20 protein-coding genes are annotated in these 22,348 nt (G+C 61.0%); 11 read left to right on the top strand and 9 right to left on the bottom strand.

From position 1 onward, the window contains the following. Positions 1 to 297 precede the first annotated feature (297 nt). The 4 genes from ONG87_RS12105 to ONG87_RS12090 are packed head-to-tail and all read left to right on the top strand — an operon-like array spanning position 298 to position 3,233. On the top strand, positions 298 to 963 hold the full coding sequence (locus ONG87_RS12105; RefSeq protein WP_264381337.1) for an amino acid ABC transporter permease: 666 nt from the start codon (positions 298 to 300) through the stop codon (positions 961 to 963). Further along, the gene (locus tag ONG87_RS12100) at positions 944 to 1,603 is read left to right on the top strand and encodes an amino acid ABC transporter permease (RefSeq protein ID WP_122477585.1); all 660 of its coding nucleotides are present in this window, start codon (positions 944 to 946) and stop codon (positions 1,601 to 1,603) included. Before ONG87_RS12105 ends, ONG87_RS12100 begins: the two co-directional genes overlap by 20 nt. Beyond that, the gene (locus ONG87_RS12095) at positions 1,600 to 2,361 is read left to right on the top strand and encodes an amino acid ABC transporter ATP-binding protein (protein ID WP_122797098.1); all 762 of its coding nucleotides are present in this window, start codon (positions 1,600 to 1,602) and stop codon (positions 2,359 to 2,361) included. Before ONG87_RS12100 ends, ONG87_RS12095 begins: the two co-directional genes overlap by 4 nt. Beyond that, positions 2,358 to 3,233: a transporter substrate-binding domain-containing protein gene (locus ONG87_RS12090; protein WP_264381336.1), complete on the top strand. Its 876-nt coding sequence runs from the start codon at positions 2,358 to 2,360 to the stop codon at positions 3,231 to 3,233. The genes ONG87_RS12095 and ONG87_RS12090 overlap by 4 nt, the downstream gene beginning before the upstream one ends. 19 nt (positions 3,234 to 3,252) lie before the next feature. Here ONG87_RS12090 and ONG87_RS12085 read toward each other — a convergent pair whose 3' ends face one another. The 4 genes from ONG87_RS12085 to ONG87_RS12070 all read right to left on the bottom strand — a co-directional run bounded on the left by ONG87_RS12085 (position 3,253) and on the right by ONG87_RS12070 (position 8,292). Next, positions 3,253 to 3,471: a hypothetical protein gene (locus ONG87_RS12085; protein ID WP_192103341.1), complete on the bottom strand. Its 219-nt coding sequence runs from the start codon at positions 3,469 to 3,471 to the stop codon at positions 3,253 to 3,255. Between the two features lie 115 nt (positions 3,472 to 3,586). Further along, positions 3,587 to 5,830 carry a bifunctional diguanylate cyclase/phosphodiesterase gene (locus tag ONG87_RS12080; protein ID WP_264381335.1) on the bottom strand — a complete coding sequence of 748 codons (2,244 nt, stop codon included), beginning with the start codon at positions 5,828 to 5,830 and terminating at the stop codon, positions 3,587 to 3,589. Between the two features lie 214 nt (positions 5,831 to 6,044). Beyond that, positions 6,045 to 7,166: a DUF1624 domain-containing protein gene (locus ONG87_RS12075; RefSeq protein WP_264382854.1), complete on the bottom strand. Its 1,122-nt coding sequence runs from the start codon at positions 7,164 to 7,166 to the stop codon at positions 6,045 to 6,047. Between the two features lie 433 nt (positions 7,167 to 7,599). Further along, positions 7,600 to 8,292, bottom strand: a complete 693-nt coding sequence (locus ONG87_RS12070; protein WP_264381334.1) for a type 1 glutamine amidotransferase domain-containing protein — start codon at positions 8,290 to 8,292, stop codon at positions 7,600 to 7,602. Between the two features lie 214 nt (positions 8,293 to 8,506). Between ONG87_RS12070 and ONG87_RS12065 the strand changes: the two genes are divergently transcribed. Then, positions 8,507 to 8,743 (top strand): hypothetical protein, encoded by a 237-nt coding sequence (locus ONG87_RS12065; RefSeq protein WP_264381333.1) that lies wholly within the window; start codon positions 8,507 to 8,509, stop codon positions 8,741 to 8,743. Here the strand turns inward: ONG87_RS12065 and ONG87_RS12060 are convergent. After that, positions 8,740 to 9,858 (bottom strand): HPP family protein, encoded by a 1,119-nt coding sequence (locus ONG87_RS12060; RefSeq protein ID WP_264381332.1) that lies wholly within the window; start codon positions 9,856 to 9,858, stop codon positions 8,740 to 8,742. The genes ONG87_RS12065 and ONG87_RS12060 overlap by 4 nt on opposite strands. Before the next feature lie 2 nt (positions 9,859 to 9,860). After that, complete coding sequence (locus ONG87_RS12055; protein ID WP_264381331.1) at positions 9,861 to 11,858, bottom strand: U32 family peptidase; 1,998 nt, start codon at positions 11,856 to 11,858, stop codon at positions 9,861 to 9,863. Positions 11,859 to 12,053: 195 nt separating this feature from the next. On the opposite strand from ONG87_RS12055, the gene ONG87_RS12050 reads away from it, so the two are divergent. Together ONG87_RS12050 and ONG87_RS12045 are read left to right on the top strand one after the other, a co-directional pair. Beyond that, a complete protein-coding gene (locus ONG87_RS12050) occupies positions 12,054 to 12,479 on the top strand; it encodes a DNA methylase (protein ID WP_122477603.1) in 426 nt (141 codons plus the stop codon). Further along, on the top strand, positions 12,476 to 13,219 hold the full coding sequence (locus tag ONG87_RS12045; RefSeq protein WP_264381330.1) for a DUF72 domain-containing protein: 744 nt from the start codon (positions 12,476 to 12,478) through the stop codon (positions 13,217 to 13,219). Before ONG87_RS12050 ends, ONG87_RS12045 begins: the two co-directional genes overlap by 4 nt. A 157-nt stretch (positions 13,220 to 13,376) precedes the next feature. Here the strand turns inward: ONG87_RS12045 and ONG87_RS12040 are convergent, their stop codons facing one another. Next, positions 13,377 to 14,531 (bottom strand): MalY/PatB family protein, encoded by a 1,155-nt coding sequence (locus ONG87_RS12040; protein ID WP_264381329.1) that lies wholly within the window; start codon positions 14,529 to 14,531, stop codon positions 13,377 to 13,379. 214 nt (positions 14,532 to 14,745) lie between these two features. On the opposite strand from ONG87_RS12040, the gene ONG87_RS12035 reads away from it, so the two are divergent. Next, positions 14,746 to 15,774 (top strand): hypothetical protein, encoded by a 1,029-nt coding sequence (locus ONG87_RS12035; RefSeq protein ID WP_122715619.1) that lies wholly within the window; start codon positions 14,746 to 14,748, stop codon positions 15,772 to 15,774. A 116-nt stretch (positions 15,775 to 15,890) separates the two neighbouring features. On the opposite strand, the gene ONG87_RS12030 is transcribed toward ONG87_RS12035, so the two are convergent. Beyond that, entirely contained in the window at positions 15,891 to 16,241 is a 351-nt protein-coding gene (locus ONG87_RS12030) for a type II toxin-antitoxin system HigA family antitoxin (RefSeq protein WP_122477607.1), read from the bottom strand. Next, positions 16,241 to 16,540, bottom strand: coding sequence for a type II toxin-antitoxin system HigB family toxin (locus ONG87_RS12025; protein WP_185793154.1), 300 nt, complete (start codon positions 16,538 to 16,540; stop codon positions 16,241 to 16,243). The genes ONG87_RS12030 and ONG87_RS12025 overlap by 1 nt, the downstream gene beginning before the upstream one ends. A gap of 285 nt (positions 16,541 to 16,825) precedes the next feature. Here ONG87_RS12025 and ONG87_RS12020 point away from each other — a divergent pair, with 285 nt between their 5' ends. The 3 genes from ONG87_RS12020 (at position 16,826) to ONG87_RS12010 (ending at position 22,084) form a co-directional block, all read left to right on the top strand. Next, on the top strand, positions 16,826 to 18,925 hold the full coding sequence (locus ONG87_RS12020) for a TonB-dependent receptor (RefSeq protein ID WP_264381328.1): 2,100 nt from the start codon (positions 16,826 to 16,828) through the stop codon (positions 18,923 to 18,925). 94 nt (positions 18,926 to 19,019) lie between these two features. Further along, positions 19,020 to 19,661, top strand: a complete 642-nt coding sequence (locus tag ONG87_RS12015; RefSeq protein WP_264381327.1) for a GNAT family N-acetyltransferase — start codon at positions 19,020 to 19,022, stop codon at positions 19,659 to 19,661. 227 nt (positions 19,662 to 19,888) lie between these two features. Continuing rightward, complete coding sequence (locus tag ONG87_RS12010) at positions 19,889 to 22,084, top strand: TonB-dependent receptor (protein ID WP_264381326.1); 2,196 nt, start codon at positions 19,889 to 19,891, stop codon at positions 22,082 to 22,084. Positions 22,085 to 22,348 lie beyond the last annotated feature (264 nt).

Raw genomic sequence — 22,348 nt, 5'->3', positions numbered from 1 at the left:
AATGGTTATTATTCATATTTTGTTGCGAATATCTGTTGGAAAGCTACACCCCTTAGATGCTCGACCCGAGGGCAGGGCGCCTCGCATTGCCCTCTTTCACTGTCACTACAAGCGCTAGTGGCGATCATGACCGTCAAGTCCGCCACGCAAGAGGGGCCTGACGATCACTGTCTAAGCTTATGTTTATTCAGTATTAATTGGATTGAAAACGGTCGATTACACTCAGCGACCGCAAGCCAGACGCAGGCGCTTTCCGATGTTCGCTTTATCTATTTCAACACGTCTGGAGGTCAACCGATGACCTTCGACTACGCGTTCGTGTTGTCCACGCTTCCCGCTTTTGCGCGCGCCGTGGGGGTCACTTTGCAGGTCGGCTTGATCGCCATCCTGAGCTCACTCGCCGTCGCGGTGCTCAACGCGGCCATCGCCACGTTCCGGGTCCCGGTGCTGCATCGGCTCGTGCCGCTGTACGTCGAGCTTGCGCGGAATACGCCGCTGCTGATTCAGCTGTTCTTCATCTACTTCGCCTTACCCGCTCTGGGCGTGCGGATTTCCGGTTTCGCAGCGGCGGTCATTGCCATGACGTTCATGGGAGGTGCGTACCTGACCGAAATACTGCGCGCGGGCATCGAAGCGGTGCCCAAGTCGCAGATCGAGTCTGGCCTGTCCATCGGTCTGTCGCGCTGGCAGCTGTTGCGCCATGTAGTGCTGCCCCAGGCAGGCATTCTCAGCTTGCCTGCGCTGTTCGCCAACTTCGTGTTCCTGCTCAAGGAGACCACGGTGGTGTCGGCCGTTGCCGTGCCGGAAATTCTCTACACCACCAAGAGTTACATCGCTCTGTATTACAAGACCTACGAGATGCTGGCAGTGATGACCGGGTTGTGCGTGCTGTTGTTCTTGCCGCTGTCGTTGCTGCTGGGCCTGCTGGAAAGGAGGCTCCAACATGGCCAGTTCGGGTCTTGAGCTGCTCTGGGTATCGGCACCTCAACTGCTGACCGGGGCCGGTCGCACCTTGGGTATTTCCGCGCTTGCGATCGTGTTCAGCAGTGTCGGCGGCCTGTTCTATGGCGTGCTGCGCAGCCTGGGCAAGCGCTGGCTGGACGTGCCGCTGAGGGTCTACCTGGAGCTGTTTCGCGCCATTCCGGTACTGGTCTGGTTGTACCTGTTCTTCTTTGGCCTGCCAATCTTCTTCGGCGTCAGCCTGCCTGCGTTCTGGTGCGCGGTGCTGGTGTTGTCGCTGTGGGGCGCCAGCGAGATTGGCGAAGTCGTGCGTGGCGCGCTGCGCTCCATACCCCGCGGGCAGCGCGAGGCAGGACTGGCCATCGGCCTGGGCCTGGGCCAGTTGTACGGTCGGGTATTGCTGCCCCAGGCGCTCAAGCGCCTTACGCCGCCGGTCATCAACGTCTGCACCCGTTTGCTCAAAACCAGTTCGCTGGCGGTGCTGATCGGCGTTGTCGACATCACCAAGGTGGGCCAGCAGATCATCGAGCGCACCTACGAGTCGGTGCTGATCTACGGCTTCCTGTTTGTCTTCTTTTTTATCGTCTGCTATCCGCTGTCGGCCGCTTCCCGCGTGCTTGAACGGCGCTGGAATCACGCATGAGCGCATTGATCGAACTCGCAAGCTTCAGCAAGAAATTCGCCGATACACCGGTGCTGACTGACATCGATCTGCGGGTGACCGAAGGCGAGGTGGTGGTGATCCTGGGCCCCAGCGGCTGCGGCAAGAGCACCTTGCTGCGCTGCCTGAACGGCCTGGAACTGGGCCACAGCGGTACCTTCACTTTCGATGGGCAGTTGCTGCCTGCCAATGCCGACTGGCGCCGCGTGCGTCAGCAGATCGGCATGGTGTTTCAGAGCTATCACCTGTTTCCTCACATGACCGTGCTGCAGAACGTGCTGCTGGGGCCGCTGCAAGTGCAGAAGCGCGATGCCCGGGAAGCGCGGCAGCAGGCCGAGGCGCTGCTGGCTCGGGTTGGCCTGGCCGAACGCGCCAACGCCTACCCCCGCGAGCTGTCGGGCGGCCAGCAGCAACGGATCGCCATTGTGCGGGCACTGTGCATGAACCCCAAGGTCATGCTGTTCGACGAAGTCACCGCTGCGCTGGATCCGGAAATGGTCAAGGAAGTCCTCGAGGTGATCCTCGACCTGGCGCAGGGCGGCATGACCATGCTCATCGTTACCCACGAAATGGCCTTCGCCCGCGCGGTGGCCGACCGCATTCTGTTCATGGACCGCGGCCGTATCGCGGAACAGAACGATCCCGAAACCTTCTTCAGCGCCCCGCAGACCGCACGCGCGCAGCAGTTCCTGGAAAGGTTTTCCTACGTAGAAAACATGCCGAAAAGGAAAGCATCGTGAACTTCAAAACTGCCCTGGTTCTACCCGTACTCGCTCTTGGATTGCTGGCCGGTTGCGATAAACCGGCCGAATCCAAGGCCGCCACCCCAGCCGCGACGGCGAAACCTGCCACCAGCTACCTGGAAACCATCAAGGCCCGCGACAAGCTGATCGTCGGGGTGTTCAGCGACAAACCGCCCTTTGGTTTCGTCAATGAGCAGGGCGAATACGTCGGGTTCGACACCGACCTGGGCAAGCGCTTCGCCAAGGACCTGCTGGGTGACGAGAAGAAAGTCGAGTTCGTCAGCGTCGAGCCGGCCAGCCGCATCCCGTTTCTGCAGAGCGACAAGGTCGACCTGATCCTGGCCAACATGACCGTGACACCCGAGCGTAGCCAGGCGGTGGACTTCACCAACCCGAACCTGCGTGTCGCCGTGCAGGCGTTGGTGGCGGACGGCAGCAGCGTACAGAAGCTCGATGACCTGGCCGACAAGACCACCATCGTCACCACCGGCACCACGGCCGATCTGTGGTTGACCAAGAATCACCCTGACTGGAAGCTGCTCAAGTTCGAAAAGAACTCCGAATCACTGCAAGCCCTGGCCAGCGGCCGCGGCGACGCCTATGCCCAGGACAACCTCGTGCTGTTCAACTGGGCCAAACAGAACCCCGGTTACCGCGTACTCGCCCAGAAGCTGGGCGATGAGGCGCCTATCGCACCGGCCGTGAAGAAAGGCAACACCGAGCTGCGCGATTGGGTGAACGACGAATTGGCCAAGCTGGGTGAAGAGAAAGCCCTGCTCAAGCTTTATGACCAGTACGTGCGCAAGGACTTGCCAGCGGACACCGACCCTAATCTGGTCATCGTGGAGGGAGGTCGCTGGAAGCCGTGAAGGCGGCCGATCTTGCGGATCAGTTCTGCCCAAGCTTGAGATGGAAATTCTTCATGAAATTCCACGAATAGGAGGGCGGCGGAGAATAGCAGCCAGGTTGATTGGCGGGCGTGGCGTCACAGCGCACCGTGTAGCCCTTGCTGCCGATCTCGCGACCGCCTTCGCCGGTGCCTTGGTCGCTGTAGGAGGCACAGCCGCTCAGTACGCCCAAGATCAATAGTGCAGACAGTGTTTTCATTCCAGACTCCTTCCGTAGAGCGCGCAGCTTAGCCTCGATCCGTTTTCAAAAGCTATCCACCTGCGAACATGCCTCCACCGCCGCGCGCCTGATGTGATCAGGCGCGCGGTAGCTTTCAGGTATCGTTGCGCGCTGCCATCAGCTGCTTCATTTCCTCGCCGCGCAGCGGCGGGCTGAGCAGGTAGCCCTGGACGAAAGGGCAGCCCAATGCCTGCAGCCGGTCCAGCTGGTCCTGGGTTTCCACGCCTTCGGCGACGATGTCGACATCCAGCGCGCTGCCCAGCGACAGAATGCTGGTGACGATGGCGATGGTGCGTCTGTGGGTCATCATGCGCGTGACGAACGAGCGGTCGATCTTGATCGAGTCGATCGGGTAGCGGTCGATGTAGCCCAGCGAGCTGTAGCCGGTACCGAAGTCATCCAACGCGATGTGTACGCCCAGCTCGCGCAGGTCGGCGAGGGCGATCGCCACGGTTTCCGGTTCGTTGAGGAAGACCGATTCAGTGATTTCGATCTGCAGGTTGTGGGCGCTGAAGGAGGTGTCCTTCAGTATTTCCGCGACCTTTGCCACGAACCCGACATGGTTGAGCTCGGCACCCGAGACGTTGACGTTGAGCTTCAGTGTGCAGGCCGCATTGGCGTTCCAGCGCTTGAGCTCGGCACAGGCGGTCTGCATGACCCAGCGGCCCATTTCATGAATGATGCCGATGTCTTCCGCCACTGCGATGAACACGTCGGGCGGCACGTTGCCGAGCACGGGGTGCTGCCAGCGGACCAGCGCTTCCACGCCTTCGATGCGGCGCGAGCGGGCGGCAAAAATTGGCTGGTAGACCAGGTAGAACTCTTCTCGCGCCAAGGCGTGCTTGAGCGCGTTGCGCATCAGCAGCAAATCGACCGCCGCCTGGCGCATGGACAGGTCGAACAGGGTCCATTTGCCTTGGCCTTGTTTCTTTGCCGCGTACATGGCGACGTCGGCATCGCGGACCAGATCTTCGGCGCTGGTGTGGGCGGCGTCGAGTGTGACGATGCCGACGCTGCAGGAGGTGAAGATCGCCTGGCCCTCGACGTCGACGGCAACTCCAAGCGCCTGGATGACCCGTTGCGCGGTCTCTATCGCAGCGTGCTTGGAGTCATTGCCGGTGTGGAGGATGGCGAACTCGTCACCGCCGATGCGCGCCAGCACGGCGTTGCCGTTCAGGCAGGACTCCAGCCGCTGCGCCACGATCTGCAAGAGGATGTCACCGGCACGGTGGCCCATGCCGTCGTTGATGTATTTGAAGCGATCCAGGTCCATGTACAGCACTGCCGCTTCGCGCTCGGCATGGTCAAGGTTGAACACTTCCTGAATCTTGGCCATGAAGTAGGCGCGGTTCTTCAGCCGGGTCAGGTCGTCGTGGAAGGCGGCGTAGGTCAGCTCTTCCTGGATTCGTTCACGCTCCACCAGGCGCGAGCGCAGCGCTACCTGTTCCTCGCGGTCGATCTGCGCCTGCTTGAGGCTTTCTTCGGCTTCCTTGCGCTCGGTGATGTCACGCTGCACGGACACCCAATGGGTGAACCAGCCTTTTTCGTTGGCCACCGGCACGATGCTCAGCTGCACCCAGAAGCGGGTACCGTCACGGCGCGTGTTGATCAGTTCGACTTCGATCGGCTGCCACGTGGACAGGGCGCTGCGGATCTGATCCAGGGTGCCGCGATCGGTTTCCTCGCACTGCAGGATACGCGGCGTCTTGCCGACGATTTCTTTCAGGCTGAACCCGGTGGTCGCCAGGAACGCCGGGTTGCAGTAGACGATCCGCGGGCCGGGCTGGTCGATCGGCTCCGCCTCGGTGATCAGGATCGCATCCTTGGCATGCACCACCACCGACTCGAGCAGCCGCAGACGCTCGATCACCCCCGCAGGCCCGGTACTGGTGGGGACCAGCAGCGACGGTGCAGGGTGGTAAAGGGCAACGGAATGGGTCTTGAGTGCGTAGATCTGCGCGGGGCTAAGCAACTTGAACGGCGGCGTCAGCGCCAACAGAACGATACCGACGAGCGCGTCGCTGTGGTCTTTGACAGCGATGCATACGCGGTACGTGTCAGCCAGCGAGCCGAGGAAATCCGGGATCGAGTGGATGAAAGGTGAACCGTCGCCAATGTCGACTACGTCGCCGTAGGACATCAGCATGCGCAACCAGGACTCGGTGGCGGCGTCGACGGGCACTTCACGCGTGGTGCCAAAGGCGGCAGTCACGCGCCAGGCGCCGGGTGCGCCCTCGATGAGCAGGCCGCCGCAACAGTGGGTGATGGCCGCTGCCGCCTGAACCAGACCTTGAAGAGCAGTGTGCTTTGAATCTTTTTCAGGGACAGCTGCGAGCATGTGAAGGACCCAGACAAGGACGAGAAACGGCGACCTCCTGTCACTCGATGTCATTTTGACATCATTGCGATGGTGATACTACGCCTTCCGGTCGGACTGCCTCAGCGTCGTTAAAGTGCATCCATGCGTTCAAATATCGGCGCAAGAGCGCAGGGTGGCGATCAACGGTCGTCTACCCGGTTCAAGCGGTAGCGCAGGCGCGATTCGAACGCGCTCAGAAGTACTTCAGCCAGCCGATGTCGCGCCGACGCTGCTTGAGCTGCGCAAACCAACGAGTGGGAAAGTACAAGGCAATGGCCAGCACCGCAGTCCACAGCCAGATTCCGCTCAGGCTGTCGAAGCCGTAGTACTTGCCCTGGTTCAAACCCCAGATCTGCACGGCGAGCAGGTACATCGCCTTGAGCACCAACAAGTGCAGCACGTAGAAAAACATCGGTGCGCCACCGTAGCGCGACAGCACCTCGAGCACTTTCCGGCCTTCGAGGCGCTGGAACAATGCAAGCAGCAGCAAGCCTGCGCCCATGGTCGGCATCAGGTACAGCAGCGACGGCGGGTATTTGGTCAGTGACATGAAGCTCATGAAGGTACGCACGTTGTCGTCCAGCACGCTCCAGGGTTTTTCGCCGTAGCCATTGAGATAGCGAATGGCGATGAAGCCCAGGATCAGGCCAATCCCCCAATTGAGTAGCAGGCGCTGGCGTCGTGCCGGGTCGGCGCCGCGGGCGAACCAAGGGCCGGTGCAATAGCCCAGGGCGATCAGGCCGATCCACGGAAGGATGGGGTAGGTGGTGCGGGCGCGAGTGTATTCGGTGATTTCCAGAAAAGCGCGCTGGTGCAGGATCGACCAGATCTCGAAGAATGGTGAGTCGGCGGTCAGGACGATGCCGTCCAGCAGATTGTGTCCGGCGACGATGACCGCGCCCACGAGCGCCAGTGCGGTGCGCGGCATGTGAATGAGTGCCGCCAGTGCGATCATGCTCAGGCCGATGGCCCAGATCACTTGCAGCCACAGGGTGGTCGGAACCAGTGTCGCGTTCCAGGCAAAGTTGACCAGGGTGAGTTCGAGGAAAACCAGGAACAGGCCGCGTTTCAACAGGAAAATCGACACTTCCCGAGGGCTGTGAGACTGCCCGTACAGCCAGGCAGAGAGGCCGGTGAGGAAGACGAACACGGGCGCGCAGACCATGCTGCTGATACGGGTGAAGAACAGTTCGGGAGGGGTGTTCAGCGGGTCCATGGGGTCGCTGACCTGAACATGCAGGAAGAAGGTTTCTCGGACATGGTCTACCAGCATGAACAGCATGACCAAGCCGCGCAGTGCATCGATCGCGAGCATTCGGGTGCGTGAAGCGGCAGTGACCTTGGCGGTGGAGAGAGTGCCCTGGAAATGGGGGGAAGCAGCGGCGTCGGCCATGGGATGGCATCCGTGAATAGATCGGGATGCGGATGTTACGATATAACATGAAACTTTAGAATGATTTTTGCCGCTGCTCACAGTGTGGGAGCGCATCGGCCGCTAAGGGGGCGGCGCGGTGTGTCAGGTTTATCGGTCGAAGCCCTTCGCGGCCGCGGACCGCTCCTGCAGGGGGGAGGGCGTACGGTTCGTGGGAGCGGCATCGGCCGCTAAGGGGGCGGCGCGGTGTGTCAGGTTTATCGGTCGAGGCCCTTCGCGGCCGCGGACCGCTCCTACAGGGGGGAGGGCGTACGGCTCGTGGGAGCGGTCATTGGCCGCGAAGGGGGCGCAACGGCTGGCCGGGGGGGTAACGCAGTTAGGCGTTTTCTTCCTGTTGCAGGCGCTTGATCAGCGCCTGTGCGGCGGCTTCGGAAGACGCAGGGTTCTGGCCAGTGATCAGGTGACCGTCTTCGATCACATAGCTGCCCCAGTCCGGACCTTTTGAATACTCGCCGCCATTGGCCTTGAGCATGTCTTCGACCAGAAACGGCACCACATCCGTCAGCCCGACCGCCTCTTCCTCGGAGTTGGTGAAGCCGGTGACCTTCTTGCCCTTGACGATGGAATCGCCGTCCGGCGACTTGACGTTCTTGAACACCCCAGGCGCATGGCACACAGCCGCAACAGGTTTGTTGGCGGCGTAGAAGGCTTCGATGATGGTCTTCGAATCGGTGTCCTCGGCCAGGTCCCACAATGGCCCGTGGCCGCCTGGGTAGAACACGGCATCGAAGTCGTACGGGTCGGCCTCGCCGAGGGGAAAGGTATCCGCCAGGACTTTTTGAGCCTGCGTGTCCTGAGCGAAGCGGCGGGTGGCGTCGGTCTGCGCATCCGGCTCGTCGCTCTTGGGGTCCAGCGGTGGCTGGCCACCCTTGGGCGAGACCAGGGTCACTTCGGCGCCTGCATCGACGAAGGCATAGTAGGGTGCGGCGAATTCTTCCAGCCAGAAGCCGGTTTTCTTGCCGGTATCGCCCAGTTGATCGTGGGACGTCAGAACCATCAAGATCTTCATGCAAACTTCTCCAGCAGGTATAGGGACGCAACGCATCGCATTGCCCGGTTCTGTTTTCAGAAAGCACTTGGCCGCAGACGTTCAAGACAATCCGCGTCTGGTACGCTTTGGGTCGGATGGAACGCTGGCGCATCACCCCAGTCATTTCCTTCAGGACCGACCCTTTGCGGCCTTCCAGAACGGGCTCGCGCCCACCATCGAGAGGATTTGGCCAATGGCAACTGCAACCGTGCGATACCTGTTCAACGGCGCCCCGCGCAACTGGACCCCGCCGGACGAGGTCGAGCAGAATCTTCACAGCATCGTGATGCATCTGTTGCAATTGCATTTCGGCGACGGCGAAAACAGCTTGGTGATGCCCACTGCAGAGGACACCGACGAGCAGGTTCTCGAGCAGGCGGCGCGCATGGGGCTGACCGACATCGAAGTGACCGAAGGCGTCGTGCGCTAGGCCCTCACGGCCCGATACAGAGCGCGGATCAGATCGGATTGGGTGATGATGCCGACCAGATGGCGTTCGGTGTCGATGATGGGGATGTGCCGATGGCCATTTTCCGAGAACACCGGCACCAGCTCGGTCAGCAGGCGGTCCGCGCTGGCTACGCGTACTGAACGCGTCATGATCTGCCCGACGAGGTTCGTCGTCGGCTGGTTCCGGCGGGGCCGCAGGAGGGCACGCAGGTGCCAGGCCACTCCGTCATGGGCATCCAGATCCAGTTGTTGCATGAAATCGGCCACTGTGACAATGCCCAGCAGATGACGCTGTCGGTCGATGACCGGCAGTGCCTTGATCTTGTGTTTGCGCATCAGCGCCCAGGCATCGCGCAGCGGCATTTCCTGGCGTGCGGTGATCGGTTCGCGACTCATGACTTCGGCGCAGCGCAGCTCACCCATGTTGCGCTGGTACGCCGATGCCTCGGCGTGCTCGAGCAGTGCCTGCAGATCGTTGCGATCGACGTCCAGCACCTGGTTGTAGTGCACCAGTGCGGCGTCGAGGTCGGCATGGCTGAAACGGCTGGGGCTGGACGGCGTGCTGGTGGCGGGTACATGGGGCCATGGCCGACGTGTCAGGTTGTTGTAGATCAGCCCGGCGGCGACCAGCAGCAGCGAATCGATCAGCACCGGATTCACCGCGTAGGTGAACTGCTCGCAGCCCATCACCACCATGAGCAGCGCTGCTGCGCCGCCGGGTGGATGCAGGCAGCGGGCCGCGAGCATCAGTGCGATCGCCAGGCCAACTGCAAGGGCCGCAGCGAACGTGGGATCGGGGATCCACTTGACGCAAGCAATGCCCACCAGCGCGCTCAGGGTGTTGCCGCCCGCCACCGACCAAGGCTGTGCCAGCGGGCTTGCGGGAAGGGCAAACACCAGCACCGCGCTGGCGCCGATGGGCGCCACGATGGCCAGGCCCAACGCGCCATGTTCGGCAGCCCAGTGTCCTTGCAGGCCCAGCGCCGCTAAGGTGCAGACCACCAGCACGCCCAGTGCCGCGCCAATGCAGGCGCGCCATTTTTCTCGAGCGTTGATCGGTTGGCGGCTGGGCCAGAGTGCGCGCAGTCGAGTCACTGTCAATGCGGGGCGCGGCGGATGGTCTTCATCAGGTCCTGCGGGCTGATCTGACCGACCACGTGGACTCCGCTACCCGGCAACGGCAGGTCGAGGATATGCCCCTTCATCTTGCCGATCACGTGCATCTCGCACGGCTTGCAGTCGAACTTGAGCGTCAACACTTCGTCGCCGTGAATCAGCTGCATGGGCGCGACCTTGGTTTTCACTCCTGTCACCCCCTTGGCCTGTTTGGGGCACAGGTTGAAGGAGAAGCGCAGGCAGTGCTTGGTGATCATCACCGGCACTTCGCCCAGCTCTTCATGGGCCTCGTACGCGGCATCGATCAGCTCGACCCCGTGCCGAAGGTAAAAGTCGCGGGCCTTCTGGTTGTACACGTTGGCCAGGAACGACAGGTGCGATTCCGGATAAACCGGCGGCGGCGTCGTTTCGGCCTTGCGGCTGCCACGTGGATGGGCCTGGACACGCGCGGCCGTCAGCGCCTCGATGGCCTCGCGGCGCAACGCCTTGAGCTGCGAGTTGGGAATGAAGAACGCCTGCGGCGCATCCAGTTCGATGGCCGTCGCATGGTACTGGGTGGTGCCCAGTTGCCCCAGCAGATCATGCAGCTGCTCCAGGGCCTGCTCGGGTTTGTTGGCCGGGCCGAACGGACCTTCCAGCGTGACTTCCACGCGCACGCCTTCCTCGCTGGTGGCAGTCAGTTGCAGGCGCTGCTCGGTCAGCTGTGCGAGCCAGGCCAGGCCGATGCGTCGCTCGGCGGACGTCTTCTGCAGTGCCTGCTGCCAGTTGTGGTCCAGGTTGCGGTTGAGCGGGTGATTGGGCCTTAGCTGGAACAACCCTGCAGGCATCTCATTGGGCTCGACCCGATAGCGGTAGCGCTTGTGGCCGTCCTCTTCGAACTCGCCCTTGAGCTCGGCGATGTTGGCGCGAAAGCCCACGACTTCGCGCTTGACCAGCACGTTCAGACCATCGCCGTTGGACAGTGGCTGCTCGCTGACCACCAGCATGTCGCGCTTGCCGACTTTCTCCACCAGCCCCACCGGCAGGCCGGTGAAGGTCGGCGAGTCGAACGCGCCGATGTCGATCTTGCGTTCGCTGACGAAATAATCGGTGCTGCCGCGGTGAAAAGTCTTGTCCGGGTCTGGTACGAAAAAGTGCGCAGTGCGGCCGCTGGAGGCGCGTGCCAGGTCCGGGCGGTCTTCCAATACGTCGTCCAGGCGCTGGCGGTAGTAGGCAGTGATGTTCTTCACATAGCCCATGTCCTTGTAGCGGCCCTCGATCTTGAACGAACGCACGCCGGCGTCGACCAGCGCACGAATGTTGGCGCTCTGGTTGTTGTCTTTCATCGACAGCAGGTGTTTTTCATAAGCCACCACGCGACCCTGGTCATCCTTGAGGGTGTAGGGCAGGCGGCAGGCCTGGGAGCAGTCGCCACGGTTGGCGCTGCGCCCGGTGTGTGCATGGGAGATGTTGCATTGACCAGAGAAGGCCACGCACAGGGCACCGTGAATGAAGAACTCGATGGCCGCGTCGGTTTCCGCGGCAATCGCGCGGATCTCGCTCAGGTCCAGTTCGCGCGCCAGCACCAGTTGGGAGAACCCGGCCTGGTCGAGAAACCTGGCCCGAGCCAGGGTGCGGATGTCGGTCTGGGTGCTCGCGTGCAGTTCGATCGGTGGAATGTCCAGTTCCATGACGCCCAGGTCCTGCACGATCAAGGCGTCCACCCCGGCGTCGTACAGCTGGTGGATCAGCTTGCGGGCCGGCTCTAGTTCGTTGTCGTGCAGGATGGTGTTGAGCGTGGTGAACACTCGCGCGTGATAGCGGCGAGCGAAGGTCACCAACTCGGCGATGTCGCTCAGCTCGTTGCTGGCGTTGTGACGCGCGCCGAAGCTGGGGCCGCCTATGTAGATGGCATCGGCGCCGTGCAGGATGGCTTCGCGGGCGATGGCGACGTCGCGTGCAGGGCTGAGCAGTTCGAGGTGGTGCTTGGGCAGGGACATGTTTTTCTGGTCTGAGTCATCACGGTCAAGGCCGCCATTGTAGCGGCGAATGAGCGGGACGGCACGGTCCGCGCGTCGCGGCGCCGTTCGCGGGCGCTGGCTGGGGTCGACTGGCATGCAGGCGGATCGAACCTGTCGGCCGTGGCCAGCGTCTACCTAACCTTACCTGCATGACGCCGATGGGGGACCCAGCCGATGAGCAAGCACGTTACCGCCCATGAACTGGGTATCGACATCAACGAGCAACACGGCCTGTTCAAATGGTTGTTGGCCAGCTTTCTGATGGGCAAGCGGATCCAGGCGGACATTGCCGTGGAGGCCTATCGGGTGCTGGTCGACAAACATAACCGCGACACGCCCCGCAAGCTGAGCAATTGCACGCACCGCGAATTGGTGGCCATGCTGGGCGAGGCGCATTACGTGCGCTATGACGAAAGTACCGCAACGCGCTTGAGCGCCTTGGCGAAAAAACTGCAAGCCGAGTATGACGGTACGATCGGTGGGATGCGCGCGGCAAGCACGGATCGCCGTGACTTCGAACGCAAGCTGGAAGCGTTCGAGGGTGTCGGGCCCAAAACCGTCGAGATTTTCATGCGCGAGGCGGGCGGGGTGCTGTTTTGAACAGTCACTCCATACGGGTAGGCTGCGCCGGCTGGAGCCTGTCACGCGAACATGCCGAGCGCTTCGCGGCTGACGGTACCCATCTGCAGCGCTACGCGTCGAAGTTGAGCTGTGTCGAGATCAACAGCTCGTTCTACCGTCCGCACCGGCCGCAGACTTATGCGCGATGGGCGGCTTCGGTGCCCGATGATTTCCGCTTCTCGGTCAAGGTACCGAAACAGATCACTCATTTGCAGCGGCTTGAAGATTGCGCTGTGGCCTTGGACGAATTCCTGGCGCAGTGCGGACAGCTTGGCGACAAACTCGGTTGCCTGCTGGTGCAGTTGCCGCCTTCGCTGGTGTTCGACGCTCAGGTTGCCGAGGACTTTTTCAGTTGCCTGCGCGAGCGATTTGTCGGGCCGGTGGTGGTCGAGCCTCGTCACCTTTCCTGGGTCGAGGCCGAGCCGCTGCTGCAGGCGCAGCGTATTGCGCAGGCGGCTGTCGATCCCTCGCGTATGGCCACCGACGCCACCCCCGGTGGCTGGCGCGGCTTCCGATATTGGCGGCTGCATGGCTCGCCGCGCATCTACCACGACGCGTACGACGCCGAATATCTCTCACGCTTGCGCGTGATTCTGGCTGAGGCCACCGCAGACGCCGAGGTCTGGTGTGTGTTCGACAACACCGCCTCGGGCGCCGCGCTCGCCAATGCATTGGATATACGGTATCCGCCCCGGCGGTGCTGCGGTGTGTCTGGGTAAACGCGTTGAAGCCGGACGCGGCTTGCGCCGCTGCTACAGGGGGTGCGTCGGGTGCGGATGCGGCTGCTGTGCGTGTAGCAGCGGCGCGAGCCGCGTCGGCGGTGCCTGCGGTGTGTTTGGGTGAACGCGTCGAGGCCGGACGCGGCTTGCGCCGCTGCTACAAGGGGCGGTTTTGCAGGCTGCGTTCGATGCGGGCGAGGCCTTCGGTCAGCAGCGAGCGCGGGCAGCCGAAATTGAGCCGTACGAACTGTTCCAGGCCTGCACCGAAATCCGTGCCGGCGCTCAACCCCACGCGCGCCTGCTGAAGGAAAAAGCGCTGCGGGTTGTCCAGGCCCAGGGCCGAGCAGTCCAGCCAGGCCAGGTAGGTACTTTGCGGCGCATGGACGACGATGCCCGGCAGGCGCGCGCGAATCGTTTCCAGCAGATAGTCGCGGTTACCCTGCAGGTAGGTTTTCAGCTGCTGCAGCCACTCGCCTGGCTGCGCATACGCGGCGTGAGTGGCCTCCATGCCCAGCGGGTTGACGCTGTCGACCATGCCCACCCGCGCAGCATCGAAGCGCGCGCGCAAATCAGCATTCTGGATCACTGCGAAGGCCGTCTTCAACCCGGCTACGTTGTAGGTCTTGCTGGCTGACATGAGAGTGATGGTGCGTTCGGCGACCTCAGTCGACAGTGAGGCAATCGGGACATGACGGCGGCCGTCGAACTGCAGGTCGGCATGTATCTCGTCGCTGATGATCAGCACATTCTGCGCTACGCAGGTGTCGGCGATGGCCTGGAGTTCGTCGCGCGAATAAGTCTTGCCCAGCGGATTGTGTGGATTGCTGAGAATGAACGCTGCGCTGTCGCCCAGCGACTGTTGCAGGCGGTGCGGGTCGCAGGACCATTCACCTTGCGCATCGGCGGTCAGCGGGACTTCGATGCTGCGCATCTTCCAGTGCCCGGCCGCTTCGCGCAGCGGCGGGTAGTTTGGCGTATGCACCACCACGCCGGCGCCTTCGGCCACCAGACCATGCAGGGCCATGTTGACCCCCGGCACCACGCCCGGCAGGACCACGATGTCCTGCGTCTGCACCTGCCAGTCATAGTGATCGCGCAGGTAATCGACCAGCACCTGACGCAGCGCTTCGGACGGCATGCTGTAACCCAGGACAGGGTGCGACAGCCGCGCCTGCAGCCGTTCGATGACTGCCGGTGGCGCAGCAAAATCCATGTCGGCCACCCACATGGGCAGTACGTCTTCCGGGTAGCGGCTCCATTTGGTGCTGCTGGTGCCAGTGCGGTCGAACAGCGTGTCCAGGTCTGTGCTCATCATGTGCTCGGGGCTGCAATACGTGAAAATTGAAGGGCTTGTGGCGGCATAGTACTCAGCGCAAAGGTGGCAGGCTACCGATGGCGGAGGATATGGCACATTCGTACGTAAAAAGATATTCAGGGTTTTTTTCAAACTTTTTCACTTGCGCCTGGGTCATTGCAGTAAGCGGGTGCTCGTACCCGCTCTGCCATTGACCCCAAGGACTACCATCATGATCCGCGATGACCGTATCGCTCCAGACGGCTACACCACCCCGGTCTACCATGACCACGCCACGACCGCGCCGTTGCTCAAGCGAATTTCGTGGAGTGCCATTCTGGCCGGTGTGGTACTGGCCATGGTTGTTTCGCTGTTGTTGAACCTGTTGGGTACGGCCATCGGTACGGCCACCATCGATCCGATGCAGGAAGCCAATCCGCTGTCCGGGATCGGTACCGGTGCCGGCATCTGGGTAGTTGTCAGCGCCGTCATTTCGCTGTTCGTAGGTGGTTGGGCTGCAGGTCGTTTGGCACAGCGCGAAGGCGCGTTTCACGGTCTGCTGGTATGGGCAAGCGTTTCGCTGATCACCGTCTACCTGGTGTCCAGTGCAGTCACCGGTGTCGTCCGTGGCGGCCTGAACCTGGCCGGCAGCGGCATGTCGGCGCTGGGTAGCGGTATCGCCCAAGTAGCTCCAGCGCTGGGCGACAAGATCCAGGATCAACTGCGCGCACAGGGCATCGACTTCAACCTGGACGATATCCAGGGTGAAATCGAGTTGGCCATGCGTCAGACCGGCAAAGCCGAACTGAACCCCGACAACGTCAAGCAGGAAGCTCAGGCTACTCAGCAGGATGCTCAGAACACTGCTCAGCGCAGCGCCGAGAATCCTCAGCAAGCCGACAACCAGTTGGGTGGTCTGATGGACCGCATCAAGGCCAAGGGTGACCAGGCTTGGGATGCTGCCGACCGTCAAGCACTGGTCAATCTGATCAAGGCTCGTGGCAACAAGACCGACGCCGAAGCCAACCAGATCGTCGATCAGGCTCAGGCCAGCTATCGTCAGGCTTACGCCAAGTATCAAGAGCTGAAGGCTCAGGCCGAGCAGAAAGCCCGTGAAGCTGCCGAAGTGGCTGCCAAGCGTGTTTCGCAAGGCGCCTGGATCCTGCTGATCACCCTGGTGATCTCGGGTCTGGTATCGGCCGGTGCGGGTGTACTGGGTCGTCGCACTCAGCCACCTGCCAAGGTTGTTGCTGCGGTCTAATCAACCGCCCGCAATACCACGGTTATAGAAAAGCCCGCGCTGACCTGGTCATCGCGGGCTTTTTCTTGGGCTACAAATATGCGATTCGAAGCCAGTAACATTCGACTGAAGAAAGGCTAGCCCAGTAGGCTTTCGTAGGGAATGTTCATCCCGACATGCAGGCGCTTGATCATCGCAAGACTCAAGGAGCGTTTGGCGTTCAATACCTCAGACACACGCCCACTCGAGCCGATGAAGGGCTCCAGATCGCGCATACTCAGGCCTTGCTGGTCCATTCGAAATTTTATCGCTTCGATAGGATTGGACGGGCCGATAGGGTAATGCTGGTCCTCGTATTTCTCGATAAGTATCGCGAGGACTTCCAATTCGTCGGCACTAGCAGTACCGGGCTGCGCACCCCACAGCTCCTCCATGCGAACAAATGCCTTCTGAAGGTCTGTCTCGTTACGGATGGGTTTCAGATTCATCAGATGGTCTCCACGTCGATCTGGTCATACTGGGCATGAGTGCCAACGAACTTTAACCATGCAATCTGGTGGTTGTAGTCGATCGCTACGACCAAGCGATATTTGTTGCCTGCTATGTTGAAAACGACCCTGCCTGCTTTGATGATGCTCGCTGTGCCGATCTCAGCTTTTAGCGCCTGAGGGGTAAGCCAGTTGGCGTTGATCATGAGATTGTGCCACTCAATCAACGGCCGTTGCGCGTCACCGTGTCCGCTCCGCTCCCAGAATTCCCGCAATGTTCGCTTGGCAATGACTCTCATGATAGATGCGGATCTCCCTTTTTGGGAGGATTTTCTGGATCAATTGCATGAGGGTCAAGTGTTGTTCTGGTGCCGCATGTGTCCCGACCGATCCCTTTGCACCGCCGGTACTGTCGCTGAGCCAACAGCAGAAGGACAGGTTGCACGATAACGATCGCTGCGCTGCTATCGCGAGCCCAGCCTATGGGGTTTTACCTTTGGCACGATAGCTGCTGAAGCCCCCTGCGAGCGCGACTATACGAATAGAGGCTCCTTCTCTTTTCGTAGCGTTCAGGAGCTTCATTCATGGGTTCAACATCGGGCCGCAAGCCCAGTGGTTCATATCGTGCTTTTGTATCGAGCAGCGTGGCATTGTTCACTGTCACCAGTTTGGGCCTGGCCCACGCGGAGGATACGCAGCTGTCCACGGTGGTGGTGACGGGCGCGGCGCGCAGCGAGGCGCAAAAGGCCAAGGTCGAACTGGACAAGACTCCCGGTACCACCGCAGTCGTCGACATGAAAGAGGTCGAGAAAGGCCGTGCCTCCAATGCCGAAGACGTACTTGCGCTACAACCGGGGGTGTTCGCGCAGGCCACCAGCGGCACCGGTGCCAACAAGATTTCGATTCGCGGTTCGGGTTTGAATACCTTCTATCAGGGGTATGCCCTGGGCATCAAATTCCTCTACGACGGACTGCCGATCACCGGGCCGGGCGGCACTCAGGAAGACCTGCTGAACATGGCCGCAGTCGATCACACCGAAGTGCTGTACGGCGCCAACGCCTTCAAGCACACGGCGCTGTCGCTGGGTGGCGCGATCAACTTCGTCAGCCGTACCGGACGCACGTCCCCAGGCAACTACGCACGGTTCGAAGTCGGCAGTTTCGGCTACCGCAAGCAGCAACTGAGTACCGGTGGCGTGGTCGGCGACAGCGACTACTACGTCAGCGTGCTGCACAACGAACGCGACGGCTATCAAGACAATACGGCCAACAAGGGCCGCGACCTGATCGCCAACTTCGGCCATGTGTTCAGCCCCAAACTGGAAACGCGTTTCTTCCTGCGCTACCGCGAAGAACAGCTCACCAATGGCAACACCCTGACCCGAGCGCAGCTCGAGCACGATCCGCGCAGCAATGACGTCCCCACTGGTCGCAAGAAGGATGGCACGACTTTGCTGGGCAGCAACACCACCTACAGGTTCGACGACGACTCGACCCTGGAAGTGGGCCTGGGTTACAACGACTACCCGTTGCTCAACGGCTGGCGGTATTCGGTCTCGCCGCAGGACTGGCGCTCGAAGGACACCAGCGTAGTGCTGCGCTATCGCCGCGCCCATGATGAGCTGTTCGGCCTGCCCAGCGACAGCAGCATCACCTTCAGCAATACCCTGGCCTACCTGGGCGATGTCAAATCCCACAGCCGCAGCACCGGGCAACTGTTGCAGTACACAAAGTACACCGGCTCGCGCGACAGCGTGCTGGCGCTGGGCAACGAGTTGCAGCTCAACGACAGAACCTGGCTGTCCACGGGGCTTTCGTTCATCAACATCAAGCGCAAGGCCGAGATCGAATACACCACCGGGGTGAACACCAGCGAGTTTCCCGATGGCGTGAACTACTCCGAATGGGACACCGCGCCGCGGCTGGGGCTGCGGTATGAACTGACTCCAGACATCCAGCTGTTCGGCAACGTCAGCCGCTCCATCGACCCGCCCGTGACCTGGCAGCTGGGCAGCACCGGCTCGCCGTTCGTGCGCGACGTCAAACCACAGAAAGCCACCACCGCCGAGCTGGGCGTGCGCGCCAGCGCCGGGATTTTCGATGGCAGCCTGACCTTCTATCGCTCGTGGATCGATGACGAGATTCTGTCCGTGGTGGTGCGTCAGGCCTCGGCCAATCAAGACCAACTGGTGGCTTCGTCCAACGCCAGCCCAACCATTCACCAAGGCGTCGAGGCGGGCTTGAATGCACTGCTGTTGGAAGGCGACAACGGCGATACGCTGAACCTGCGCCAAGCCTACACGTTCAACGATTTCTACTACCGTCACGACAACACCTTCGGCGGCAACGAACTGCCCAGCCTGCCACGCCACGTGTACCAGGCCGAGCTTCAGTACCAGCAGGCCGGAGGCTTTTACGCCCAGCTCAACCTGCGTTCGGCCTCTAGCTATTTCGTCGACTACGCCAACAGTTTCAGCGCACCGTCCTACACCATTCTGGGCGCCCGCGTAGGCTTCGAAGCCCCGAGCAGACGCTGGGACGTGTTCCTGGACATGCGCAACCTGACCGACGAACGCTACGCCACCGCAGCCAACACCACCTACGACGCCCGCGGGCAGGATTCCGCCAACTTCTATCCGGGGGATGCGTTCAACGTCACGACTGGCGTTGCGTTTCGGTTTTGATTGACCGATTCTGCATGGCGCATCGGGCGCCGAATGGCTTTAGTGCACCACTCACACGGACGTTACGCGGACCGATCCAGGACGAGGCGATCACATGCAGGAAACGGAATTCAAAGCGTTTGAACTACAAAGCGGGCAGGGCAAGGTTCAGTTCATGGATGTGCAGACACCACTGCTGACGCCACGTCTTGAAATAGTCGCCCCGGATGTTGCCCTGGCACAGCTCTTGGCGGATGCCTTGAACGCGAGTTACGAAACCCATCGTCTGTTTCTGGTTTGGAGCCGGCCACGCTGGGAGCTGACCGATACGCTGGACACCCTGCAGCGAGCGCAGAGCGATTTCGTCCGCCACGATGCGGAGAAAAAGTTCTTCCTGCTGACTCGCGAGCACCCGCAGCAACTGGTGGGGTGTATTGGCTTCACCCCCAAGGCCGATGGCTCCCACGAAATAGGCTACTGGGCGAACCAATCGTTCCAGGGCCGGGGGTTGATGCGCGAAGCATTGACGGCACTGATTGCCCAGTTGCCTGGAGCACGTTTGTACCTGACTACGTCTTCGGCCAACGCCGCTAGCCGCCGGCTCGCGGAGTCGGTCGGGTTTCGCCTGGTTCGCACCCTGGTCGGTGATCGTCGATCCGATGCCTTCGGGGGGTGTGACACGCTGGTGTTCAAGCGTGGCGCCGCTGATTGGTTAAGAGAGTCTTCCTGCGCCGCCGATGACTGCTCGTGCAGGTAAATATCGTCAATGCCAAATGACAAACGTTAATACTGTCCAAGTGTTCGTATCTGGGCAGTCGTCCATCAGCAAGTGTGTGCTGGCAGCCACTTGGCCGCTCTAACGTACGGTTTTAACGCGTTTCAACTGCTCAATAGCTGGCACGCTCTCTGCTATCACCCTGTTGCCAATAAATAAGCACCGTCTTTTTTCAGGGCGGTGTTATATGAGTCAAGCAGGAGCAGGGAATGAACGGGGAAGTCATTGCAACAACCACGGCACGCAGTCGCTTGCCGTCGGCGCTGGGCGCTGGGGCGACATTGCTGTTTATCGGCCAACTGCATGCCGCACCAGTCAGCGAATCGGCCGAGCAGAAGCCGACCAGTCAACTGAGTACCGTAGTTGTTCAGGGTGCCAGACTGGACGAGAACCAACGCGCCGAAACGGCTTTGAAGGAAGTGGCAGGCGGGGTCAACTATGTCGATTCCGCGACCGTTGAAAAGGGGCGCGTGTCGACCAGTACCGATATCTTCGCGCTGCAGCCCGGTGTAATCGCCACCCAGGGCGGCGGCAGCAACGACGGCACACGGATTTCCATTCGTGGGTCGGGTATCAACAAGGGCGTGGGTTATTTCCGCGCCGGCATCTTCTACCTGTTCGACGGCCTGCCGGTGTCCGGGCCCGGCGGTACCCCCTACGAACTGTTCGAGCCGCTGGGCCTGAGTCATACCGAAGTGCTGCGCGGCGGCAATGCTTTCGATATCGGCTCGTTGTATCTGGGGGGTGCAATCAACTACGTGACCAAGACCGGCTACAATTCCGCGCCCTTGCAAGTGCGCTACGAGGCCGGTAGTTACGGTTATCAAAAACGTCAGATCAGTTCGGGGCAAGTGCTGGGTCCGCTCGACTATTACGTCAGCCTCACCGACTCGGCGTCGGACGGCTTTCAGGATCAGACCCAAGGCAAGAGCGCCGGGTTTGTCGGCAACGTCGGCTATCAGTTTTCGCCGCAGTTGAAATCCCGTCTGTACTACCGCTACCGAACCACCGACAACGAGACGCCGGGTTATATCACCCGCGCGCAACTCAAGGATGACCCCGAACAAGCCAACCCGGCCAGCGTGAACGTGCGCGCCCATCGCAAACAGCCAGGCTCGACCTGGGTCGCCAGCAAGACCCAGTACACCTTCGATGACGATTCCAACCTGGAAGTAGGATTGGTCTACCACGACTATCCAATCGACGCGCGACAGGGTGTCAATCGCACGGCCTGGGGCTTCAGCGATTACTCCGCCAGTTTGAAGTACGACCGTCTGGACACTTTGTTCGGCAAGAACAGCATCACCCGATTCAACGCGCTGCGGACCGAGCATTTGAATGCCTATGCCAAGACCAAGGTGCGGATTCCTTCCGGTATCACCGCCAACCTGCCGTCCGGCGCGTTGGTGCGCAAGGCTGAGTACGAAGGCTCCGATACCGTGTTGAGCGCAAGCAACGAAACCGAGTGGATCGACAACACATTGTGGTTGAGTGCAGGACTTTCCGCCGTGGAGTTCCAGCGCAAGGCCAAGGTGTCGTATCCGGTGGGTGGCGAGGCCGACAACCCCAACAACCCCATCGAAAAGAACGACTGGGAGTTTGCGCCCAGGCTGGGGGTGCGTTATCAGATCAACCCCAACTGGCAGCTGTTCGGTAACCTCAGTCGCACGGTCGAGGCGCAGCAGTCGTGGGCCTACGTGTCCGGTGCGCAGGTGTTCACGTCCGGGCCGGCCACCGGGCTCAATTCCGGTGGGCAGAAGCTCGAACCGCAGATCGCCGATACGTTGGAGTTCGGTACCCGTGGGCAGTTGGGCAACAACACTTGGGACCTGACGTTCTATCGCTCCCATGTGCAGGATGAACTGCTCTCGGTGATCATCAGGGAGGCGACTTCCAGCGCCGATGCATTGACCTCCGAATACAACGCCAGCAAGACCATTCATCAGGGTGTGGAGCTGGGTCTGGATTCTCTGCTGTACCAGAACGACGGCGATGCGTTGCACCTGCGTCAGTCCTATACCTACAGCGACTTCTTCTACCGCGACGACGAGCAGTTCGGCAGCAATCGGTTGCCGGGTATTCCCAAGCACAACTATCAGGCTGAACTGCGTTATGACTTCAGCAATGGCGTGTATGTGGGGGTGAACACTTACTACGCTTCCAAGACGCCGATGGACTTTGCCAATACCAAGGATGCCGGCTCCTACAACCTGTGGGGCGCGATCCTGGGATGGGACTCGCCGAAGAAGGATTGGAATGTCTATCTGGACCTGCGCAACCTGACGGACGAGAAGTATGCCGCGTCCATCAGTCCGGCGTTCAATGCCGGCGGCAATGATGTGCGGGCAATCATCCCAGGGGATGGGTTCGGCGCATATGCCGGGGTGCAGTACAGTTTCCGGTGACTCAATGCCTGCGCAGGAGCGGTCGTCGGCCGCGAAAAGGGCGCTGCGGTGTGTCTGGTGTGTTGGGGGACATTCTTCTCGGGCAGAGCCCGCTCCCACAACGATGATAAGTGTTGCTGGAACAGCAGTCATTAAGCAGTTGCGGCCATTTCAAACATCCAGCCGCTACCTGATATCAATGAAATTCCCTGTTCAGGGCACTTGGCGATTGGCACGAACACTGCAATCTACAACGTTATCGATGGCGTCGCAGACCTCATCACT

Source organism: Pseudomonas sp. MM227, assembly GCF_947090715.1.
GTDB classification, from domain to species: domain Bacteria; phylum Pseudomonadota; class Gammaproteobacteria; order Pseudomonadales; family Pseudomonadaceae; genus Aquipseudomonas; species Aquipseudomonas baltica.
This window is presented reverse-complemented; position numbering and strand designations above follow the sequence as displayed.